Source organism: Anabaena sp. UHCC 0204 (assembly GCF_009711975.1).
In the GTDB taxonomy this organism is placed as follows: Bacteria; Cyanobacteriota; Cyanobacteriia; order Cyanobacteriales; family Nostocaceae; genus Dolichospermum.
Map to the genome: position 1 here is coordinate 1 of NZ_VIKW01000051.1, position 18,037 is coordinate 18,037.

Consider the following 18,037-nt stretch of genomic DNA (forward strand, 5'->3'; position numbering starts at 1 on the left):
TAAATAGAGTTTTGCCACTTTACCATGTCCCCAAACGGCGTAAAACAGCGATGACACCAACCATCAACCCACAACGCCGGAACTTTAAACCTAGCCCCACAATTAGGACACTCAGACAGCAAACTTAAATGATGATGCTGACACCCCTGAGTTACCTTAAACTGCCACTCAATCCGATGACAAGGCGACTCCACATAACAAGCAGCACAAAGCCGAATTGGCTCCATTTTCATCCCCACCCCAGCAGGTGGTAACATCTGCTCTAATCTATCAGCATCAACCCCCACAACCTTAGCCAAAGCCTCCAACTGTTGCCGAGAAGGAGGGGGATTAAAACGAAACTTTTCCCATCTAGCGATCGCACCCCCAACCCCAGCAGCCTTACCTAACCCAGTAGGCGTTAAATCATTTGCCCGTCGAAAGCGTCCCAAAAAGTGACTCAGACTTTCTCCTGGATATGGTTCTACCTGAAACAACCAAGGATTAATTTCCCCAATTTCCATTACTTATACTCCGCCGTTACTTCCTTCAGAGTTTCCAAATCAATCTTTGATAATCCCTTCTTTAAAGCCCGAATAGCCGACTCTCTGAGAATCATATCCAGCAACCCAATATAACCCCCAGTTGCCTCACCCAACGTCTTCAACATTGCCTTACTGGAAAGATTAGAAGCAACAGGCAGTTTTAAAACTTGCTTTTCCCAAATCTCCACAGTGCGCTTAAAATCTTCCCCAGAAAACTTACCAAACCGATGACAGGCACGAAAACGGTTATAAACTTGCTCATCTCGCTTGATTACAGCGTCTAATCTGTCAGTACCCACCAAAATCACGGCAATTTCCAACTTATCAAAAATATCCCGCACCTCTGCAAAAGTCTTGGGTTTAAAACGATCAGCTTCATCAATAATCAGCATTTCCACCCCACAACCTTTGAGAACCCGCAGCGTTCTATCTCTAATCTCTGCTACCGTTCCCTTAGTCATTTGATACTTTAAATGCTCAATAATTGCGGCAAATAACTCCTTAGCACTACATTCTTGCGGTATTTGGATATAAGCAACAGGCACAGTAGGCGGTTTTCCCGGTTCTTGTTTGGGTTTATGCCTGAGTCTGTAGGCATCACAACCCATAGTTTTACCCGTTCTTGACTCTCCTAGCACCCTACCAGACTGCCGTGATTGTCGCTTACCATCTAACCAATCATGGAGCATTTTCACCTGTTCCAAGGGAATAAAACTCTTCCGATTCAATCGGTGAATTTCTGCTTGTAATTTCTCATCATTTTGGGGAATATCACCTAATTCTTGAGCAACACTTTGGGCTTGTTGTGAAGTCATAATTTACCACCCGTAATCTTCGCGCATTTGTTCATAATCAAAAACCTCTGGCATATCTGGTTCTGAAGCACTTTCCACAGATGCCACTTCTATTTCTTCTGGTTCAACAATCATAGGTTTTTTAGCTTTTTCAACTACAACCTGTTCTTCTTTTTGACGTTCCTTTTTCGTTTTCTTTTGCTTAATAAAAGTTTCTCTGTCTCTTACTTCAGCCAAAATCGAACGATTGCAAATTTCTTTACCTGCTTGTCGAATCCTGCGACTCATGGATTTAGCCTCATCCAGAGACAATTCTTCCGTCTCCAAATCTTGAGCATAAGCACGAGCTAAAAATTCTTCTTGAGAACCTGTTTGGCGATAAACCAAGATAGTTGTAATGTCTTTGGGATCAAATCGCAAAACCACGCTTTCCCCAGCGTAACCAGCAAGGTTTTCACCACGATAGGTGAGATTTTCAAATTGCAGATATCCACCCTTGTAAATCGAGCGTCGAGTTTGCTTCATCAAACAAATACGCAAATCTTCTTCTGAGATTAGAGTGGGTGCAACAATTAACCCTGCTTCCCACCTTTGATAACGGGTTTGATCACCTAAACGAGCATCAATACTTTGGTTATATTTGTCTACGATATAGCGTACTAATAGACGTTCTAGTTCTCGTAAAGTTAGACAGGCTTCTTTTTCGGCTTCCTCTGGACGTTCCTGCACATTTGAGCCTGTGTATCCTGGTAAAGCAGAAAATAAATCAGTATTTAAAGTACCAAAGGGACGTTCGACAATACCGCCTTCACTGGGGCGATCGCGTAAATGGCAAACAAATCCTAACTGCACACCAATCTGTTGCAAATGGTTAGAGCGAAAATCTTTACCCCCATCAGTAAAAAAGTGTTCTGGTTTGCCATAAGTTCCCCATTCCTCATGTAGTCCATATTCTGCTCCATATTTTTTGGGTAATATGGCATGACGCAGTGCCAAAGCTACTACTTGAGAACTTGGTGCGTCAAAACCTAAATTAATTCCGATGATGCAACGGGAGTAAGTATCTATAACTGTTGTCAGCCAAGGACGAGCTAAAAGTTCACCATGTTGATCCACCAGCAATAAATCTGCACGAGTGTGATCACATTGCCAGATATGATTGCTGTGTTCTACTGATAAATCTAGTCCATCACGGGTTTTCAGTGATAATCGAGAACCGCGCCAACCACGATTCCTAACACCCGCTTTTTGCTCTTGTTCCTCAATAATTGGTTGTAGAACTCGATAAACAGTCCTATAACTGGGATAATTTTCATCACCCAATTCTGCTGCTTTTGCTTGTACTCTAATCGCAACTTGTTGGGGAGTAATTCGCTTGCTACCTTTATTTCCCTCCTTATATGTATTGATAATGAACTTTTGCCACTGAGAATCTATACGATGTTTGCCTTTGTCAGATCGTTGAGTAGTTTGAAGTGCCGCTAGACCTTCTTCTTCCCATTTTTTAACTAGTCTCCGTACTGTCCGCACTGACTTACCTAGTTTGGCTGCTACCTCCCTTTGTCTTTCTCCGTAAGTAATGCGATCGCATGGTTCGAGTAATTTTTGGATTAACTCCAATAGTTCTTTATCACCTGCGGATAGTTGAGTGATAATCTCGCTATCTTCTACTTCATCGTCATTGGGTTTATTATTTTGTGTTTCTAGCATATATGTTTATTAAAAACATAGTTGAATTATACTCTATTGGAGGACAATTAATTTGTCAAGTAAAGTAAGAGTTGGAAAAATTACGATTTTCGATAGAGGACAAATAATTTGTCAAGCTTTTAAACTCGGACAGTTATTTTGTCAATTGATGTTGAAGAGGTTAAATATAGGATGAAATAACGAAACCCTTGCTATGTAAGGGTTTAGTGATTAATATTTTTGTGGACATTAATTTGTCAAGTGGTCATTTAATCTGGCAAACGACAGTAACTTCGTGGAGAGTAATTCCTACGGAGCGATTTGCGATCGCCTAAAAATACCCAAATAAAATTGGTGTAATCGAATTCCGCGTTTATCTATAGAGCATAAAAATATTGATATTTAAATTTATGGGTATTGATTACGTATAAACACTCATGCTAAGTTATGTAGTAACAAATAAAATCTAGTTTATACATTTTGCATCTAATTTTGATTAACAGGAGTATCAAAAATGGCAGTAGGTTTACCTGAATTCGTGGAAAACCCTGAAAATCGTTGTCCGGTAATTCTCTTACTTGATACTTCTGGATCAATGTCAGGACAACCTATACAGGAGTTAAATAGAGGTTTGGCGGCTTTTAAAGAAGATGTGATGAAAGATGCTCAAGCTTCCTTGAGTGTAGAAGTTGCTATTGTCACATTTGGTCCAGTGAAACTGACGCAAGATTTTGTCACTATTGATAATTTTACAGCGCCTAAGCTAGAAACAGAGGGTGTGACACCAATGGGTGAAGCCATTGAATACGCTTTGGATTTATTGGAAACCCGCAAACAGTCTTATAAGGATAACGGTGTTCTCTATTATCGTCCTTGGGTATTTTTAATTACCGATGGTGCGCCTACAGATGCTTGGGAGGGTGCAGCGCAAAGGGTAAGAGAAGAAGAAGCGCAGCGCCGAATGTTGTTTTTTACGGTTGGTGTTCAGGGTGCAGATATGAATAAACTTAAACAGATTGCCCCTCCAGAACGTCCTCCTGTCACCCTGAATGGCTTAGATTTTCGCGCTTTATTTGTTTGGCTTTCCACTTCCATGAAACGGGTTTCTAGTGGCAAAGTAGGGGAAGCAGTGGCATTACCGCCGGTGGGATGGGGGCAAATTACTACTTAGATTTTGAGGATTTATTTATTGTGGGTTGGAAAGCAATAGCCCGTTCTGCAACGGGTACAAGTCATCAAGAGCAAACAATACCTTGTCAAGACTGCGGGCATTATCGCATTTTTAATGATGTGATTGTCGGTGCAGTTGCTGATGGTGCTGGGAGTGCTAAATATTCTCAAATTGGTTCTGAATTGGCGGTAAAAACTGCGCTCAAATACCTTTCTAGAATTAGTGAATATCTTCAGAAGCGAAAAGGATTTTGGCAAAGGTTTTCTCAGCCACTTTCCCAAATAGAAGCGAAAAAGCTTTTTGCTAAAACAGTCAATCAAGTAATTGTAGAATTAAACAAACAAGCAGCTAATAAAGGTTATTCTGTCAATGATTTAGCTTGTACTCTTTTAGTTTTTGTGGCTACTCCTGATTGGGTGGCAGCGATGCAAATTGGGGATGGATTTATGGTGGTGCATTCCCAAAATTCAGAATATCAATTATTGTTTGAACCAGATAAGGGGGAATTTTTCAACGAAACAACTTTTGTGACTTCAGCTAATGCGCTGGAGGAAATGCAGGTACAGGTAATTTCAGGAAAACAAGAGTTTATTTGTGCTTCTACTGATGGATTGGAAAAAGTTGCAATTCGCTTGAGTGATTGGAAACCTCATGCACCATTCTTTAAACCTTTTGAAGAATATTTGCGAGAAACAGATAATCCAGAAGATGATGAAAAATATGTGATTGATTTCCTAAATTCTGAAAGGCTGAATTCTCGCACTGATGATGATAAAACCTTGCTTTTGTGCCTTTTTGAATAGGATGAAATTGGTGTTAAAAAAACTGTAGGTTGGGTTGAAGAATGAAACCCAACATTTTCAATATTTCTGAGATTGTGTTGGGTTTCCCAAAGCCTCAACCCAACCTACGGATTTTAGGATTTTAGAAATATATTTCAACCCATCTAATTAAAGTTCTATGACAGTTCTTAGCTGTGCCAGTACGGGAAAATCAATCACTCTCATAAGTGAAATATTTAATAGTGGTGAAGGAAAAATTTGGCGAACTAATCAAAAAGGTTATTTAGCGAAAATTTACCATACTCCAACACCTGAACGGGTGCAGAAGTTAGCGGTAATGATAGCACATCCACCCACAGAACCAAATTCCCATCTTCATCATGTTTCTTTTGCTTGGCCTAAGTCGGCCTTGAAAAATGCTCAGGGTGATTGTGTGGGCTTTTTGATGCCAGAAATTAAGGATGGAAAAGAACTTATTGATGTTTATAATCCCCAGCGTCGAAAGCAGTTAAAACTTGAGATTGATTGGCGGTTTCTGCACACAACGGCGCTGAATATTGTCTCAATTATTGAAGCACTGCACGCTGCTGGTTATGTTTTGGGAGATATTAAACCACAAAATATTTTAGTTAATAATCGGGCTTTACCTTCTATTATTGATACAGATTCTTTTCAGGTGATAAATCCGAAAAATGGTAAGGTTTATTATTGTTTAGTTGGTTCTGAGGGATATACTCCACCAGAACTGATTGGAAAAGATTTTGATAGGATTGAGCAAACAGAAATACATGATAGATTCCGGTTAGGAGTAATTATCTATCAATTATTATTTGGTGGTAATAATCCTTTTCAGGGAAAGTGGACTGGTGCGGGGGAAACTCCAGACATAAATGAACTTATCTGTCAGGGTTTATGGGTTAATGGGTCAACTAATTTAATTGCAGCAGTAGCAAGAACAATTCCCCTGGAGATTGTTCATACAGAGATTCAGCAATGTTTTCTGAAATGCTTTAATGATGGGCATAAAAATCCTAATTTCCGCCCTACGGCTAGGAAGTGGTTGGAGGCGTTAAAGGTAGGGAATGATAGGCTAACTATATGTGGCAGGGTAGATAGTCATTACTATAGCCGAACTTATGGTAAATGCTATTGGTGCGATCGCTCTACAAATCTTGGTGTTGATATTTTTCCTGGTGTTGTTAAAGCAAAACCATCTGTTGTTGTGGAATCAACATCAAAGCCGCAAGTCGTTAATAAAGTCTCAAAACCAGGACACATCCCAACCTTTTCAGGGCATTCCGACAGGGTTAAGTCCGTAGCATTCAGCCCAGATGGTCAAACCCTGGCTAGTGGAAGTGGTGACAACACTATCAAACTGTGGAATGTGAATACAGGAAAGCTACTCCAAACTCTACCAGGACATTCTAGTGCGGTTTCTTCTTTAGCATTCAGCCCAGATGGTCAAACCCTGGCTAGTGGAAGTGGTGACAACACTATCAAACTGTGGAATGTGAATACAGGAAAGCTACTCCAAACCCTACTAGGACATTCTAGTACGGTTTATTCCTTAGCATTCAGCAAAGATGGTCAAACCCTGGCTAGTGGGAGTGCGGACAAGACTATCAAATTGTGGGATATGTCAATAAGAACGCAAATCCACACCTTCCAAGGGCATTCTGCCTGGGTTTATTCCGTTGCATTCAGTCCAGATGGTCAAACCCTTGCCAGTGGAAGTGGTGACAACACTATCAAACTGTGGGATGTAGCCACAGAAAGAAACATCTGCACCTTTCAAGCTTTCAACGCTGTTAATTCCGTAGTATTCAGCCCAGATGGCAAAACCCTTGCGAGTGGGAATGATGACAAGACTATCAAACTGTGGGATATGTCAATAAGAACGCAAATCCACACCTTCCAAGGGCATTCTGACTGGGTTTATTCCGTTGCATTCAGTCCTGATGGTCAAACCCTTGCTAGTGGGAGTGCTGACAACACTATCAAATTGTGGGATGTAACTACAGGAAACCTACTCCAAACCCTCACAGGTCATTCTGACTGGGTTTATTCCGTTGCATACAGCCCTGATGGACAAACCCTTGCTAGTGGAAGTGCTGACAACACTATTAGGATTTGGCCAGTCCAGCAAACCCAATTTCAAGTTTCGCAACCAGCAGTTTCTGCATCTCAGAATCAGCCTGTAGTAACTCAACCAACGGCAACATCTACTACTGCGACTAATTCAAATTTTGATAGACAAGAGTTAGTTTTTAACATTGCTATAAATATTTCTCTATTTGGTTTAATAATGGGGGGGGTTTTTGGAAAATATGGTTTTGCTATCTTTTGTTTTGCTATCTTTTGTTTTGCTTTGTTTTTCTATTTTGCTTTTCTATATCAATAAAATTCTCAATATTTAACCAACAAACATTAAACAAAACATCCATAAAACAGTGGAACAAATAGCCGCAGAACCAGGAACAAAAGTTTTCCATCTTAACGGTAAAAAAATTAATAACAAACAAACATTTTTAAAACAAGCTGCTGAAGCAATGGAATTTCCTGCATACTTCGGCTATAGCTGGGATGCTTTTGATGAATGTATCACCGATTTAACATGGTGTCCGGCTCAAAGATATGTGATATTATATGATCATGCTGATATCTTTGCTCAAGCTGAACAGACACAGTACCAAATAGCATTGGATATTTTAAATTCAGCCAAAGAATACTGGAAAGCTAATAATATTCCTCTCAAGTTTTTAGTTATTAACAAATAGGTAAAGTTGCTTTTTCATTATTTGAAGATTGTTTATTGTAGTTGTCAGAATCAGGATAACCAGGATTTTAGGATATACAGGATTGTTATTTATAGATTTTCTGTGAATATTTAATGATTATAAATTATGATTCAGATAAAAGCATATTCTTTATCATTCACAACAACCTATATGTCTTAAAAAACATCCTGTTAATCCTCTAATCCTGGATATCCTGATTCTGACAAAGAATTTCGTCAAGGTTTGTATAATAGAGAAATCAGGGAAAGTTTGCAAACATTAATCAGACAGAATAAATCTACTTGGCCATGGATTTTTGAGAAATAAGGGACAAAACAATGAATCAAAATAATTTATTGGCAACCTTGCAAGAAAATCACTTAATGCAAACAGAAGAACAAGTTACAAATTTTGAAAATGCTTTAGCTGAAATAGCTGAAAATCCTGATGAAAATAAATTATCTGCCTATCATCTAATTTTAGATGATCAATGTCAACAGCCAGAAGTGATGTTTAGCTTAATTCATTTTCTCGAATCTTTTGATATGGAAAAACAAATTACCGCATTTATTCATGTTGTCCCTCAATTAATGATAACAGCACCTGAATGGACAAGAATTATTCACAACCGGATTTTAAATGATGAATCAGCGTGTCAAGTTTATCAAAACCTATTTATTACATTCAGCTAATTTTAAAAATCCCCATTTTCTCTATCATCTTTTGGAAGAAAGTATTGTGAATAAATTACAAGTTCGAGAAAGCGTATTATTGTGGTTGTCTGAATCAGGATGTCCAGGATTTAAGGATGTACAGGATTGTTATTTGTAGATTTTCTGTGAATATTTAATGATTATAAATTAGAATTAAGATAAAAGCATATTATTGATTATTCACAAAAACCTTTATTTACTAAAAAACATCCTGTTAATCCTTTAATCCTGGATATCCTGATTCAGACAAAATAACAAACTTATAAGAATATTCCATCATTCCCAATAGTCGGTTTAAACCGACTTGAGCTTTTAGACAGGGAATTAATTCCCTGGCTTCCTTTTATCTAGCTGACGGGTGAGGACAAAAACCAATGTTGCCTGATAGACTTGAGAAAATTGAAATAATAACATTAAAAATCAACCGCAAAATTGTAATATTTTGAAGCTTTGGCAATGTAGGTTTAAAAATGAATGCACTATTAATTGTCAATCCCACATCAGGAGCATCCCTAAATTCTAATTTGCTACCTGATCTATTAGAAGTTTTCAAAAGCCAAAACCTGGAAATTGAGATAGAGCAAACCACACCTGAAGATGATGGACAGCAAATAGCAGCTAAAGCTTCCACAAATGGAGTTCAGTTAGTTATTGTTGCTGGAGGAGACGGTACAATTGAGGCTGTAGTTCGAGCGATCGCCAACACTCAAATAACTTTAGGTATAATCCCATTGGGAACGCGTAATAATTTAGCTGCTAGTTTCAATATTCCTAATAACTTTCATCAAGCAGTACGCATAATCAAAGAAGGTCAAATTAGTTCAATTGATCTCGGTAAAGTAGACGGATATTACTTTTTAGAAGTAGTTGGCATTGGCTTGGAAGCTTCTCTCTTCCCATGTGGTGAGGATGTTAAGGAAGCAGCCAAGAAAAATGCTTTTGCACCTATCGGGAGTATTTTCAGTGGACTTAAAACATTTTTCGCATTCCATCCCCATCGCTTGACCTTGCGGCTTGATGGTAAACTAAAATACCATCCTCGCACATTACAAGTCAATATTTGCAATAGTCCTCGCTATGGTGCAGAAATTTTCCTAGCTCCCCATGCCAAAATGGATGACGGCAAGCTTGATGTGATCTATATGAACCGTTCCTCCAAATTAGATCATCTTCGGCATTTATTTAGTGCAATGCGCGGTCAACCCTTTGAACATGAACTGCTGAGAACTTATCAGGCCAGCAAGATCGAGATTGAAAGTTATCTGCCTCTTGAAGTCCATGCTGATGGCATTTATATAGGACAAACCCCAATCACTATAGAAGTCGCTCCCAAAGCCTTACAAGTTCTTCTTCCCACACCTAAACTCCTGGCTGAATTTGCAGATCAAGCAGGTAGTAACATGAGAGAAGATAACAATTGAGCATTGATTTAAAACGTCAGTTGCACAGTGGCATTCTAAGACTCCATTTCTGCTAACTCTAACCAGCGTTCCGTTGCCACATCAATATCTTTCTTGAGTTTTTCCACCTGTTCATATAGCTTCTGCACTTGGCTATAATTACCAGCCACATTTGCTAACGTCTTTTCTACTGCCGTTTTCTCTGTTTCTAACTTGGCAATTTTTCCTTCCAATTCTTCAAATTCCCGTCTTTCCCAATTGGATAACCTCCGGCGTTTTTTAGTTTCTGTAACTGGAGATGCAACCTTTTCTACAACTACAGTTTTTGATGTTTCCTGTTGTTGGGCTTCTTCAGCTTTTTTATAATCTAAATAAATTGAATAATTACCAGGATATTGACGTAAACCTCCACCTTCTTCCAAAGCAAAAATTCTGTCTACAGTCCGATCTAAAAAATAACGATCATGGGAAACTACAATTACACAACCAGTAAAATCCTCTAAATAATCCTCTAATACAGCTAATGTCTGTACATCTAAATCATTAGTCGGTTCGTCTAAAATCAAAACATTGGGCGCACCAATGAGAATCCGTAATAAAAATAAACGGCGTTTTTCTCCTCCAGAAAGTTTATTAATAGGTGCATATTGTTGATTTCCTGGAAACAAAAATCTTTCTAACATTTGGGACGCAGTGATTTTTGTCCCGTCAGATACTTGGACAAATTCTCCTTCTTCTTTGATATAATCAATCACTCGCTGATCTTCATTCACAGCCGTTAATAATTCTTCTGAATGTTGATCAAAATAACCAATATGAATTGTACTTCCAATTTCTACAACACCGGAATCTGGTGCAACTCTGGCAGTAATAATATCCATCAAAGTAGATTTACCTGCACCATTTCCACCAATGATCCCAATCCGATCTTCTGGACTAAATTCGTAGGTAAAATCTTTAATTAAAGTTCGATTATTATAGGCTTTACTAATATTATTGAGTTCAATAACCTTCTTACCAATACGACGGCCAACAGTAGAAATATCAACCTTACCATTAATTTGTTTAAACTCAGTATCTCGCAGCGCATGAGCGCGATCAATTCTAGCTTTTTGCTTCGTACTTCTAGCTTTTGGTCCTTTTTTTAACCATTCTAATTCCCGGCGTAAAATCCCTTGATGTTTACGTTGAGTGCTAACAGCCGATTCTTCAGCTAAAGCTTTCTTTTCTAAATAATACGAATAATTACCCGTATAAGTATAAATATCACCTCGATCAATTTCAATAATTTTATTAGTAACTCTATCTAAAAAATAACGATCATGAGTAATTAATAAAAGTGCGCCCCGATAGCGGTTTAAATAACTTTGTAACCATTCCACAGACAGAGCATCAAGATGGTTTGTTGGTTCATCCATTAATAATAAATCTGGTTCTGATATTAATGCTGCTGCTAAAGCAATCCGCTTGCGATATCCCCCAGATAATGTCCCAATTTTCACATCGAAATCAGCAATTCCTAATTTTGTTAAGATGATTTTGGCATTAGTTTCTACTTCCCATGCACCAGTAGCATCCATTTTCTGCATCACACTCGAAAGATGAGACATTAACTGACCATCTTCAGGATAATGGGCTAATTTATCAGATAATTCTTCATACTCTCTCACTAGATTCATTTGTTCACCACTGTCAGCGAATACCTGCTCTAAAACAGTGTGATTTTCATCTAAATCTGGCTGTTGAGGTAAATAGACAATTTTCGCCCCGGAATTAACTAAAATTTGTCCACTATCAATTGATTCGAGTCCAGCAATCATTTTTAATAAAGTTGATTTACCAGATCCGTTAGTCCCAATTAAACCAACTTTATCATTAGTATCAAGGCTAAAATTAGCATCTTTTAAAAGTTCTTTAATTCCGAAATCTTTTTTAACTGACTGTAGTGTAACAATGCTCATATTATACGGAAATTAGGGATTAATAATTAGGTGGGCATTGCCCACCCTACAGATAATTGTAACTGAAATTCTAGACAAATAAATCGAGGGGCAAATGTCCATACATCTCGTTAACTCCTCCCTCTTGATACGACTGACAAGATACTAACACTCCCCGATGATGCCCAGCATAGGAATCGAGATAACACAAGCCATTTTTACCATTTAATTTGATGTAAACTGGTCCCTCTGGTTGTGGTAAGTCAGTTGGTGCTTGATAGCCCAAAGCCCGAGAATAGGTTTTCATTGCTAAAATTCCTGCTTGGGATGTATCAGCACAAATACCTAAAATTTGATAATCGGAAAGGCTAGTCAGAAAAATTAATGCCTCACGGGTAGCAACTTTTTCTGCCGGTTTGAGTATAGGGGCTATATCCAGACAGTTAAATTTGTTGAGGATTTTTTTGGCTTCTGGGAGTGTAAGTTGCTGATGATTGGGAGTAGACATAATATTGATTTGTCTAGTTGTACGTCTGGTTCAGGATTTAGGAGCGAGATTTGCTCAGATTACTAGCATTTTTGAACAAAATCAAGATTGATATGGCATATTCTCCAAGTTTAAGCAGGAATATTGGCTACCTTGGGAATCTTCCTTGAAAATTAGCACATCTGACATTTTCGCTGTGACTATACCCTGCTGCTTGGTGCTGGGGACAATAATTTTGGCGATAATATTTTTCTAATATAATTCCGAAAACTGTAGTTTGCCAATTTACAAGTTGCCAATTTTTCCATGTCATCTCTCCTGCTATACGCTGCATTTTGGTTACAATAACACAGATGGATCTGAGAATAGTAAATAATCAAAAATTGATGACGATAGATACCAATATGTTCCTTAATGAAAATAACTGTATATATTACTTCAATCTTGATAACTAATAAGTGGATTATGTGGTAATATTAGCTGCTAGTAATTAGAAATTGATGTGACTATACCATTTAAATCTCCCCAATTATCTCAGTATAATAAATTTTTTGACTTAGCACTACCAGTATTAATTGGGATTGTGGTAGATGTGGTAGTCAATCTAGAGGATTCTATCATTGCCCGGTTAGGTGTAAAAGATGTTTATGGGCAGTTTTTGATTTTATCCTTGTTGACTGTGATTACTTGGATATGAAAATCATTGTTTAAATATGCCTATAAATTACTATGGTGCAATTTGGGGCAGAATATTCAAAATAATTTAGGGACAAACGCATATAAACATCTATAAGAAAGAGAATTAGCAGATTATGAATAAGGCAACACCAGTGATTTAATTTGTATATTAAGTGATAATATTAACCAAATAGAGTGTCTTTTTGCTGTGGGAGTAAGCATTATTTTAGCGCCTAGAAACGAATTACAATTAATATAACCACTACTGCGATTATTGCGATCGCTCACCGTCTTTCCAAAATTGACAATACTGATTACATTAATGTCATAGAACATGGCACATTAGTAGAAGCAGGAACTTGTCAACAATTGTTAGAGAAAAATGGTATTTACACAAATCTCTAGCGTGTCCAATTTGGGTTAAAATAGAAAAAATAAAATTACGAATTAATCATCATGTTTAGTATTCCCCAACCAGAAACAGCAGATAATAAATGGCGAGGACAGTTAGATAGATTTGTGAAAGATAATCAGCCAGAACTAGCCGCACTTTTTTGGGGATTATGGTTAGAAAATGGCAATACTCAGGGAACTATCGGCATTAATTTACAGCCAATTCCCCATTTCGTTTATTGTCCCCAAGCCGAAATAGAAAAGTTAAATGAGAGAGTTGAAAATCGTCTCCAAGAACTTTTGGGAATTATTGATAACAATAAACCAGAAACCGAAGTCGTTATGATTGGCATTGGTACAGGAGAAATTAAGTTAATTCAATTTGCACCCAAATCATCACCAGAAACCTGTTTTCAAGCAATAGGAAAAGATGTAGATGAATTATTAGATTTATTAGAACAGCGTTTAATTGAGAAAATTAATTAATATTGATGTTCAGCATAAAACTTAATCTCTAAATAGCTGTGGTTAGCACAATAAAACCTGATATAATCAAGACTTTTTCGGATGATGCGATAGCTACGCTTGCCGCAGGCATCGTGCAAGCCCTGACTTGTCAGTTCGCTTAATCTAACCTACAATTTTCTTTACCTGGAAATCAATTTTCAAGTCATTTATTTATGATTCACCATCTTTCTATTTCGGCTCAAAATCCCCAACGCGTGGCTGAAGTTTTAGCGGAAGTAATGAATGGAAAAGTAATTCCCTTTCCTTCCCATCCAGGTAGTTACATGATGATAGCTCTCGACGAACATGGAACTGCAATTGAAGTTTATCCATTACAAACTGAATTACAACCTGGTGAAAAAGAAGACAATTTTCAGTTTAAAGAAACTTCTCAAACTATTAATTTTACAGCTACTCATGCAGCCATTTCTGTTGATTCTAATCAAGAGAAAATAGAAGCAATTGCAAATCGAGAAGGCTGGAGAGTTACCCGTTGTAATCGTGATTCTTTCTTTGATGTCATAGAATTTTGGTTAGAAAATAGAATAATGATAGAATTTTTAACACCAGACATGGTAAATCAATATTTAAAACTCATGCAATCAGCAAAATTACAAAAGGCGTAGATTCCCAAGTTAAATAAAGTTTAAAATAAATAAGTGAAGTGTGCCACGCTTCAAATAACTACTTTATTAGACAAATGTAGTAACAACTTGGTTTAATTAAAAAAATTGGTGTCACCAGAAAAATGATGATTTTGGCTCAAAGCTTAACTATTGATTCGGTTTTAGTAAACAACTGTATCCAATTCACTACATGGGGATTTTCATCCCTCTTACTCGCGGAAATTTTCAGAGATGCTTACCATGCTTTGTGTCATCACATCACTTGGTTAGCGAAATGGCATAACAAACACCATGCTGCATACCGTCGGGATTTAACATTAGTATCCCAAAAAGCTTATGTAGATTCCCAGTTGTATCACGATATCGTAGAATCGGTATTACTAGTAACAATATTAACAATAATAGCCTTATTCGCTCATCAATGGGGGTTATGGTTAGGAGTCGCTTATGCCGGCACTTTTTTATATGGTGCATCTTGGCGATATTTCCAAGGAACAATAGACACAGACTACAATCACTTACCCGGACCTTTAGAAAAAATTCCCTCTGTTTGGTGGGTAAATAGAACCTATCATTGGCGACATCATTTTGATGACGTTAATGCTTACTATAGTGGTGTTTTTCCTCTAGTGGATAAAATATTAGGAACAGGACTTTCTCTCAAAGGTAAAACCGTAGCTTTAACGGGTGCTTCAGGAGCATTAGGAAAAGCATTAGCAGCAGAATTATTGAAGCATAACGCCAAAGTTGTGGCATTAACAACTAATCCAGAAAAAATCGTCATTCAACCAGGTATCAAAGTTATAAAATGGGAATTGGGTAATGAATCTCAACTACAAGAAAGTTTAAAAAAAGTTGATATTCTCATTATCAATCATGGCATAAATGTTTATGGAAGCCGCACTTCTGCCGCTATCCACAATTCTTATCAAGTCAATACTTTTTCAGCATTGGATTTGATAGATATCTTTTCTGCAACTGTTACAGGATCAGAAGCAAAAGCTACTAAAGAAATTTGGGTAAATACTTCCGAAGCCGAAGTTTCCCCAGCTTTAAGTCCTCTATATGAACTAAGCAAAAGAGCATTAGGGGATATTGTCACTCTCAAACGATTAGATCAAGTTTGTGTAATTCGCAAATTAATTTTAGGTCCATTCAAAAGCCAATTAAATCCCTATGGTGTGATGTTATCTTCACAAGTCGCCAGGGGGATTTTGTTTTTAGCTAAACGGGATTTTAGAAATATTATTGTCACCGTAAATCCTTTGACTTATTTACTATTTCCCGTCAAGGAATTCAGCACTTGGTTGTACTATCGCATTCTTAGCAAAAATGCAAAAAGTGAATAATTAACAAAATAGCGTTGCTAAAGAATTATCATTTTCAAAAATGTAATTAGCAACGTTATCTATTTTTTTATAACCTAGTACCGTGCGGCGTAAGTGAATGAACCATTTTCAAGCCTTGTAATCAATCAAATTTTCGGAGCTTTTAATGGTCATGTTATTTACGCCAACCTGTACTAGAGATATAAGACATTCTCTTTTTATGTTCAAAATATAAATATTAAAGTGACATTAATCTCGGTGATTCTCTTCTATATCATAAAAAGCAATTTTTTGATGTATTCTACTTGAGTTTTACTGCTGGAGATAGTTATCAAAGAGAATCAGCCTTTCTTTATTTTACCCCTGAATACATTGATATTACTGGGATATTACTGGAAGTCATATATCTGCAACCTCCTGTAATTAAGAAATATTGATGACAATATTAATAAATCATCATTTTGTCATGAAATTCCCATTTATTTAATTGGAGTTAATTGTTAATGACATTCGTTTTATTTTACTTAATTCGTAATTAAAACATCTTTTTATGTTGTTACTTTATAGTAATTATTGACAAAGGGGAATAACTGACGACTTCCAATTATTGTTGTATTTTCAGATTTTCGCAAACATTACTTGCCAAACAAAATATACTATTCTTGGGGCTTAAATACTTATGTCATTGGATATTTCTCAGCACTTCCCCTCTCAAAAGAACATCAATTATACTCCTATTTCCCAAACCAATAGCTTTCAAAATCCTACTGATAATCATATAAATTGGGGAAATCATAGTGCTTCTCTTCAACATCCTCTAGAAACAACAAAATTGATTGCCAGTAATAGTAGCTATAGCTCAAATAATGGCTATGGCTTAGTGAATGCAGGATTAGCAGTGAGTAAAGCTGTTGGCGATAATCCCTATACAGATGCTCCTAAATTAGGTGGCAATACTTGGGGAGCAGATATGATAAAAGCTCCTACAGCATGGAATAATGGACATACAGGACAAGGAATTATTGTCGCTATTTTAGATACCGGCGTAGACTACAATCATCCAGACTTAAAAAATAATATTTGGACTAATTCCAAAGAAATACCTGGTAACGGTATAGATGATGATGGTAACGGCTATATTGATGATGTTCAAGGTTGGAACTTTGATAGTAACAACAATAATGTTTTAGACAATAATGGTCATGGTACTCATGTATCTGGAACTATAGCCGCAGAAAATAATGGTATTGGTGTCACTGGGATTGCTTATAATGCCAAAATTATGCCACTCAAAGTCCTAGACGCAAATGGCTCAGGTTCTTATTCAAGTATTGCCAAAGGCATTTATTATGCAGTTGATAATGGTGCAAATGTCATTAACCTCAGCTTAGGGGGTAATTCCTCTAACGCTACTCTTGAGTCAGCCATTGAATATGCCAGCAGCAAAGGTGTAATTGTTGTCATGGCAGCAGGAAACAATGGTGAATCAATACCATCTTATCCCGCTCGCTACGCCTATAATTCAGGGATTGCCGTAGGTGCAGTAGATCAGAATAACAAGTTTGCAAATTTCTCTAACCGTTCTGGTTCTCAAGAAATCACCTATGTTACAGCCCCAGGAGTTGATGTCTATTCCACAACACCCAATAATCAATATGCCACTTACACTGGTACTTCGATGGCCGCCCCTCATATTGCCGGGACAGTTGCCCTCATGCTCAGTGCTAATCCTAACCTAACTGAGAACCAAATCCGCCAAATTATTACAAGTACAGCCGCAAATAGCACTAATACTTCAGAGCCGACAACACCTTCACAACCGGGATTGGAATTTCCTTCCTTCTTCCCTCCATTAGATTCTTTCTTTCCTCTGGAATTGATTAATATAGTTTCCCAATTACCTTTTAGTCTACAATCTCAAGCCCCAATCTCTATTCCACTGCCTCCTATTGTTGTCTCTATTAGTGAAAATCAGTTAAGGTTACGATTTGGCGATCGGGAAACATCACCAGCACCACAGTCTAGTTATAATAATGAGAGAGCAGTTCATCCATTCATCCAGTTAACACTGCACTATTACGACAATACATCCAGCAAAAACTATGTAAATAATCTTAATAACCAAGAAAATGAAACTTATTGGTAATGATTCAAGCATTATATCCAAAAGCTTTTTGAACTCCAACCCTTTCTCACCAAGCTTTTCAAGCGATTGAATCACCCTCGCC

General features: G+C 37.4%; 17 protein-coding genes. 11 read left to right on the forward strand and 6 right to left on the reverse strand.

The features are described 5' to 3' along the window. From FJR04_RS23075 to FJR04_RS23085, 3 genes are all read right to left on the reverse strand, one after another. A partial coding sequence (locus FJR04_RS23075; protein ID WP_168499226.1) for a TniQ family protein occupies nt 1-503 on the reverse strand: 503 nt, incomplete at its 3' end. Beyond that, nucleotides 503-1,339 carry a TniB family NTP-binding protein gene (locus tag FJR04_RS23080; protein WP_168499228.1) on the reverse strand — a complete coding sequence of 279 codons (837 nt, stop codon included), beginning with the start codon at nt 1,337-1,339 and terminating at the stop codon, nt 503-505. The genes FJR04_RS23075 and FJR04_RS23080, both read right to left, overlap by 1 nt. 3 nt (nt 1,340-1,342) lie before the next feature. Next, nucleotides 1,343-3,028 carry a Mu transposase C-terminal domain-containing protein gene (locus FJR04_RS23085; protein WP_168499230.1) on the reverse strand — a complete coding sequence of 562 codons (1,686 nt, stop codon included), beginning with the start codon at nt 3,026-3,028 and terminating at the stop codon, nt 1,343-1,345. A gap of 493 nt (nt 3,029-3,521) precedes the next feature. Between FJR04_RS23085 and FJR04_RS23090 the strand changes: the two genes are divergently transcribed. The 6 genes from FJR04_RS23090 (at nt 3,522) to FJR04_RS23115 (ending at nt 9,871) form a co-directional block, all read left to right on the forward strand. Next, nucleotides 3,522-4,178 carry a VWA domain-containing protein gene (locus tag FJR04_RS23090; protein ID WP_168499232.1) on the forward strand — a complete coding sequence of 219 codons (657 nt, stop codon included), beginning with the start codon at nt 3,522-3,524 and terminating at the stop codon, nt 4,176-4,178. A 20-nt stretch (nt 4,179-4,198) separates the two neighbouring features. Continuing rightward, on the forward strand, nt 4,199-4,981 hold the full coding sequence (locus tag FJR04_RS23095) for a PP2C family serine/threonine-protein phosphatase (protein WP_168499248.1): 783 nt from the start codon (nt 4,199-4,201) through the stop codon (nt 4,979-4,981). Between the two features lie 157 nt (nt 4,982-5,138). Further along, a complete protein-coding gene (locus FJR04_RS23100) occupies nt 5,139-7,361 on the forward strand; it encodes a hypothetical protein (RefSeq protein WP_174763573.1) in 2,223 nt (740 codons plus the stop codon). Between the two features lie 49 nt (nt 7,362-7,410). Next, nucleotides 7,411-7,737 (forward strand): barstar family protein, encoded by a 327-nt coding sequence (locus FJR04_RS23105; protein WP_371718697.1) that lies wholly within the window; start codon nt 7,411-7,413, stop codon nt 7,735-7,737. A 338-nt stretch (nt 7,738-8,075) separates the two neighbouring features. Next, nucleotides 8,076-8,429 carry an Imm30 family immunity protein gene (locus tag FJR04_RS23110; RefSeq protein ID WP_254445356.1) on the forward strand — a complete coding sequence of 118 codons (354 nt, stop codon included), beginning with the start codon at nt 8,076-8,078 and terminating at the stop codon, nt 8,427-8,429. A 491-nt stretch (nt 8,430-8,920) separates the two neighbouring features. Then, nucleotides 8,921-9,871 (forward strand): diacylglycerol kinase family protein, encoded by a 951-nt coding sequence (locus tag FJR04_RS23115; protein ID WP_168499235.1) that lies wholly within the window; start codon nt 8,921-8,923, stop codon nt 9,869-9,871. A 35-nt stretch (nt 9,872-9,906) separates the two neighbouring features. Here FJR04_RS23115 and FJR04_RS23120 read toward each other — a convergent pair whose 3' ends face one another. From FJR04_RS23120 to FJR04_RS23130, 3 genes are all read right to left on the reverse strand, one after another. Next, a complete protein-coding gene (locus FJR04_RS23120) occupies nt 9,907-11,811 on the reverse strand; it encodes an ABC-F family ATP-binding cassette domain-containing protein (protein ID WP_168499237.1) in 1,905 nt (634 codons plus the stop codon). Between the two features lie 70 nt (nt 11,812-11,881). Then, nucleotides 11,882-12,298, reverse strand: a complete 417-nt coding sequence (locus FJR04_RS23125) for a DUF1824 family protein (RefSeq protein WP_168499239.1) — start codon at nt 12,296-12,298, stop codon at nt 11,882-11,884. A 127-nt stretch (nt 12,299-12,425) separates the two neighbouring features. Next, nucleotides 12,426-12,611 carry a hypothetical protein gene (locus FJR04_RS23130; RefSeq protein ID WP_168499240.1) on the reverse strand — a complete coding sequence of 62 codons (186 nt, stop codon included), beginning with the start codon at nt 12,609-12,611 and terminating at the stop codon, nt 12,426-12,428. 168 nt (nt 12,612-12,779) lie between these two features. Between FJR04_RS23130 and FJR04_RS26730 the strand changes: the two genes are divergently transcribed. From FJR04_RS26730 to FJR04_RS23155, 5 genes are all read left to right on the forward strand, one after another. Beyond that, nucleotides 12,780-12,974 carry a hypothetical protein gene (locus FJR04_RS26730; RefSeq protein ID WP_174763574.1) on the forward strand — a complete coding sequence of 65 codons (195 nt, stop codon included), beginning with the start codon at nt 12,780-12,782 and terminating at the stop codon, nt 12,972-12,974. A gap of 437 nt (nt 12,975-13,411) precedes the next feature. Further along, complete coding sequence (locus FJR04_RS23140) at nt 13,412-13,834, forward strand: hypothetical protein (RefSeq protein ID WP_168499242.1); 423 nt, start codon at nt 13,412-13,414, stop codon at nt 13,832-13,834. Nucleotides 13,835-14,028: 194 nt separating this feature from the next. Beyond that, nucleotides 14,029-14,481: a hypothetical protein gene (locus tag FJR04_RS23145; protein ID WP_168499244.1), complete on the forward strand. Its 453-nt coding sequence runs from the start codon at nt 14,029-14,031 to the stop codon at nt 14,479-14,481. Nucleotides 14,482-14,606: 125 nt separating this feature from the next. Beyond that, nucleotides 14,607-15,830 carry a bifunctional sterol desaturase/short chain dehydrogenase gene (locus FJR04_RS23150; RefSeq protein WP_168499252.1) on the forward strand — a complete coding sequence of 408 codons (1,224 nt, stop codon included), beginning with the start codon at nt 14,607-14,609 and terminating at the stop codon, nt 15,828-15,830. Between the two features lie 658 nt (nt 15,831-16,488). Further along, a complete protein-coding gene (locus FJR04_RS23155; RefSeq protein WP_168499246.1) occupies nt 16,489-17,955 on the forward strand; it encodes a S8 family peptidase in 1,467 nt (488 codons plus the stop codon). Nucleotides 17,956-18,037 lie beyond the last annotated feature (82 nt).

Coding starts and splice junctions, on each gene's coding strand:
- FJR04_RS23080 (WP_168499228.1), bottom strand. CDS start 1,339: ATGACTTCACAACAAGCCCAAAGTGTTGCTCAAGAATTAGGTGATATT.
- FJR04_RS23085 (WP_168499230.1), bottom strand. CDS start 3,028: ATGCTAGAAACACAAAATAATAAACCCAATGACGATGAAGTAGAAGAT.
- FJR04_RS23090 (WP_168499232.1), top strand. CDS start 3,522: ATGGCAGTAGGTTTACCTGAATTCGTGGAAAACCCTGAAAATCGTTGT.
- FJR04_RS23100 (WP_174763573.1), top strand. CDS start 5,139: ATGACAGTTCTTAGCTGTGCCAGTACGGGAAAATCAATCACTCTCATA.
- FJR04_RS23110 (WP_254445356.1), top strand. CDS start 8,076: ATGAATCAAAATAATTTATTGGCAACCTTGCAAGAAAATCACTTAATG.
- FJR04_RS23115 (WP_168499235.1), top strand. CDS start 8,921: ATGAATGCACTATTAATTGTCAATCCCACATCAGGAGCATCCCTAAAT.
- FJR04_RS23120 (WP_168499237.1), bottom strand. CDS start 11,811: ATGAGCATTGTTACACTACAGTCAGTTAAAAAAGATTTCGGAATTAAA.
- FJR04_RS23125 (WP_168499239.1), bottom strand. CDS start 12,298: ATGTCTACTCCCAATCATCAGCAACTTACACTCCCAGAAGCCAAAAAA.
- FJR04_RS23130 (WP_168499240.1), bottom strand. CDS start 12,611: ATGCAGCGTATAGCAGGAGAGATGACATGGAAAAATTGGCAACTTGTA.
- FJR04_RS23140 (WP_168499242.1), top strand. CDS start 13,412: ATGTTTAGTATTCCCCAACCAGAAACAGCAGATAATAAATGGCGAGGA.
- FJR04_RS23145 (WP_168499244.1), top strand. CDS start 14,029: ATGATTCACCATCTTTCTATTTCGGCTCAAAATCCCCAACGCGTGGCT.
- FJR04_RS23150 (WP_168499252.1), top strand. CDS start 14,607: ATGATTTTGGCTCAAAGCTTAACTATTGATTCGGTTTTAGTAAACAAC.
- FJR04_RS23155 (WP_168499246.1), top strand. CDS start 16,489: ATGTCATTGGATATTTCTCAGCACTTCCCCTCTCAAAAGAACATCAAT.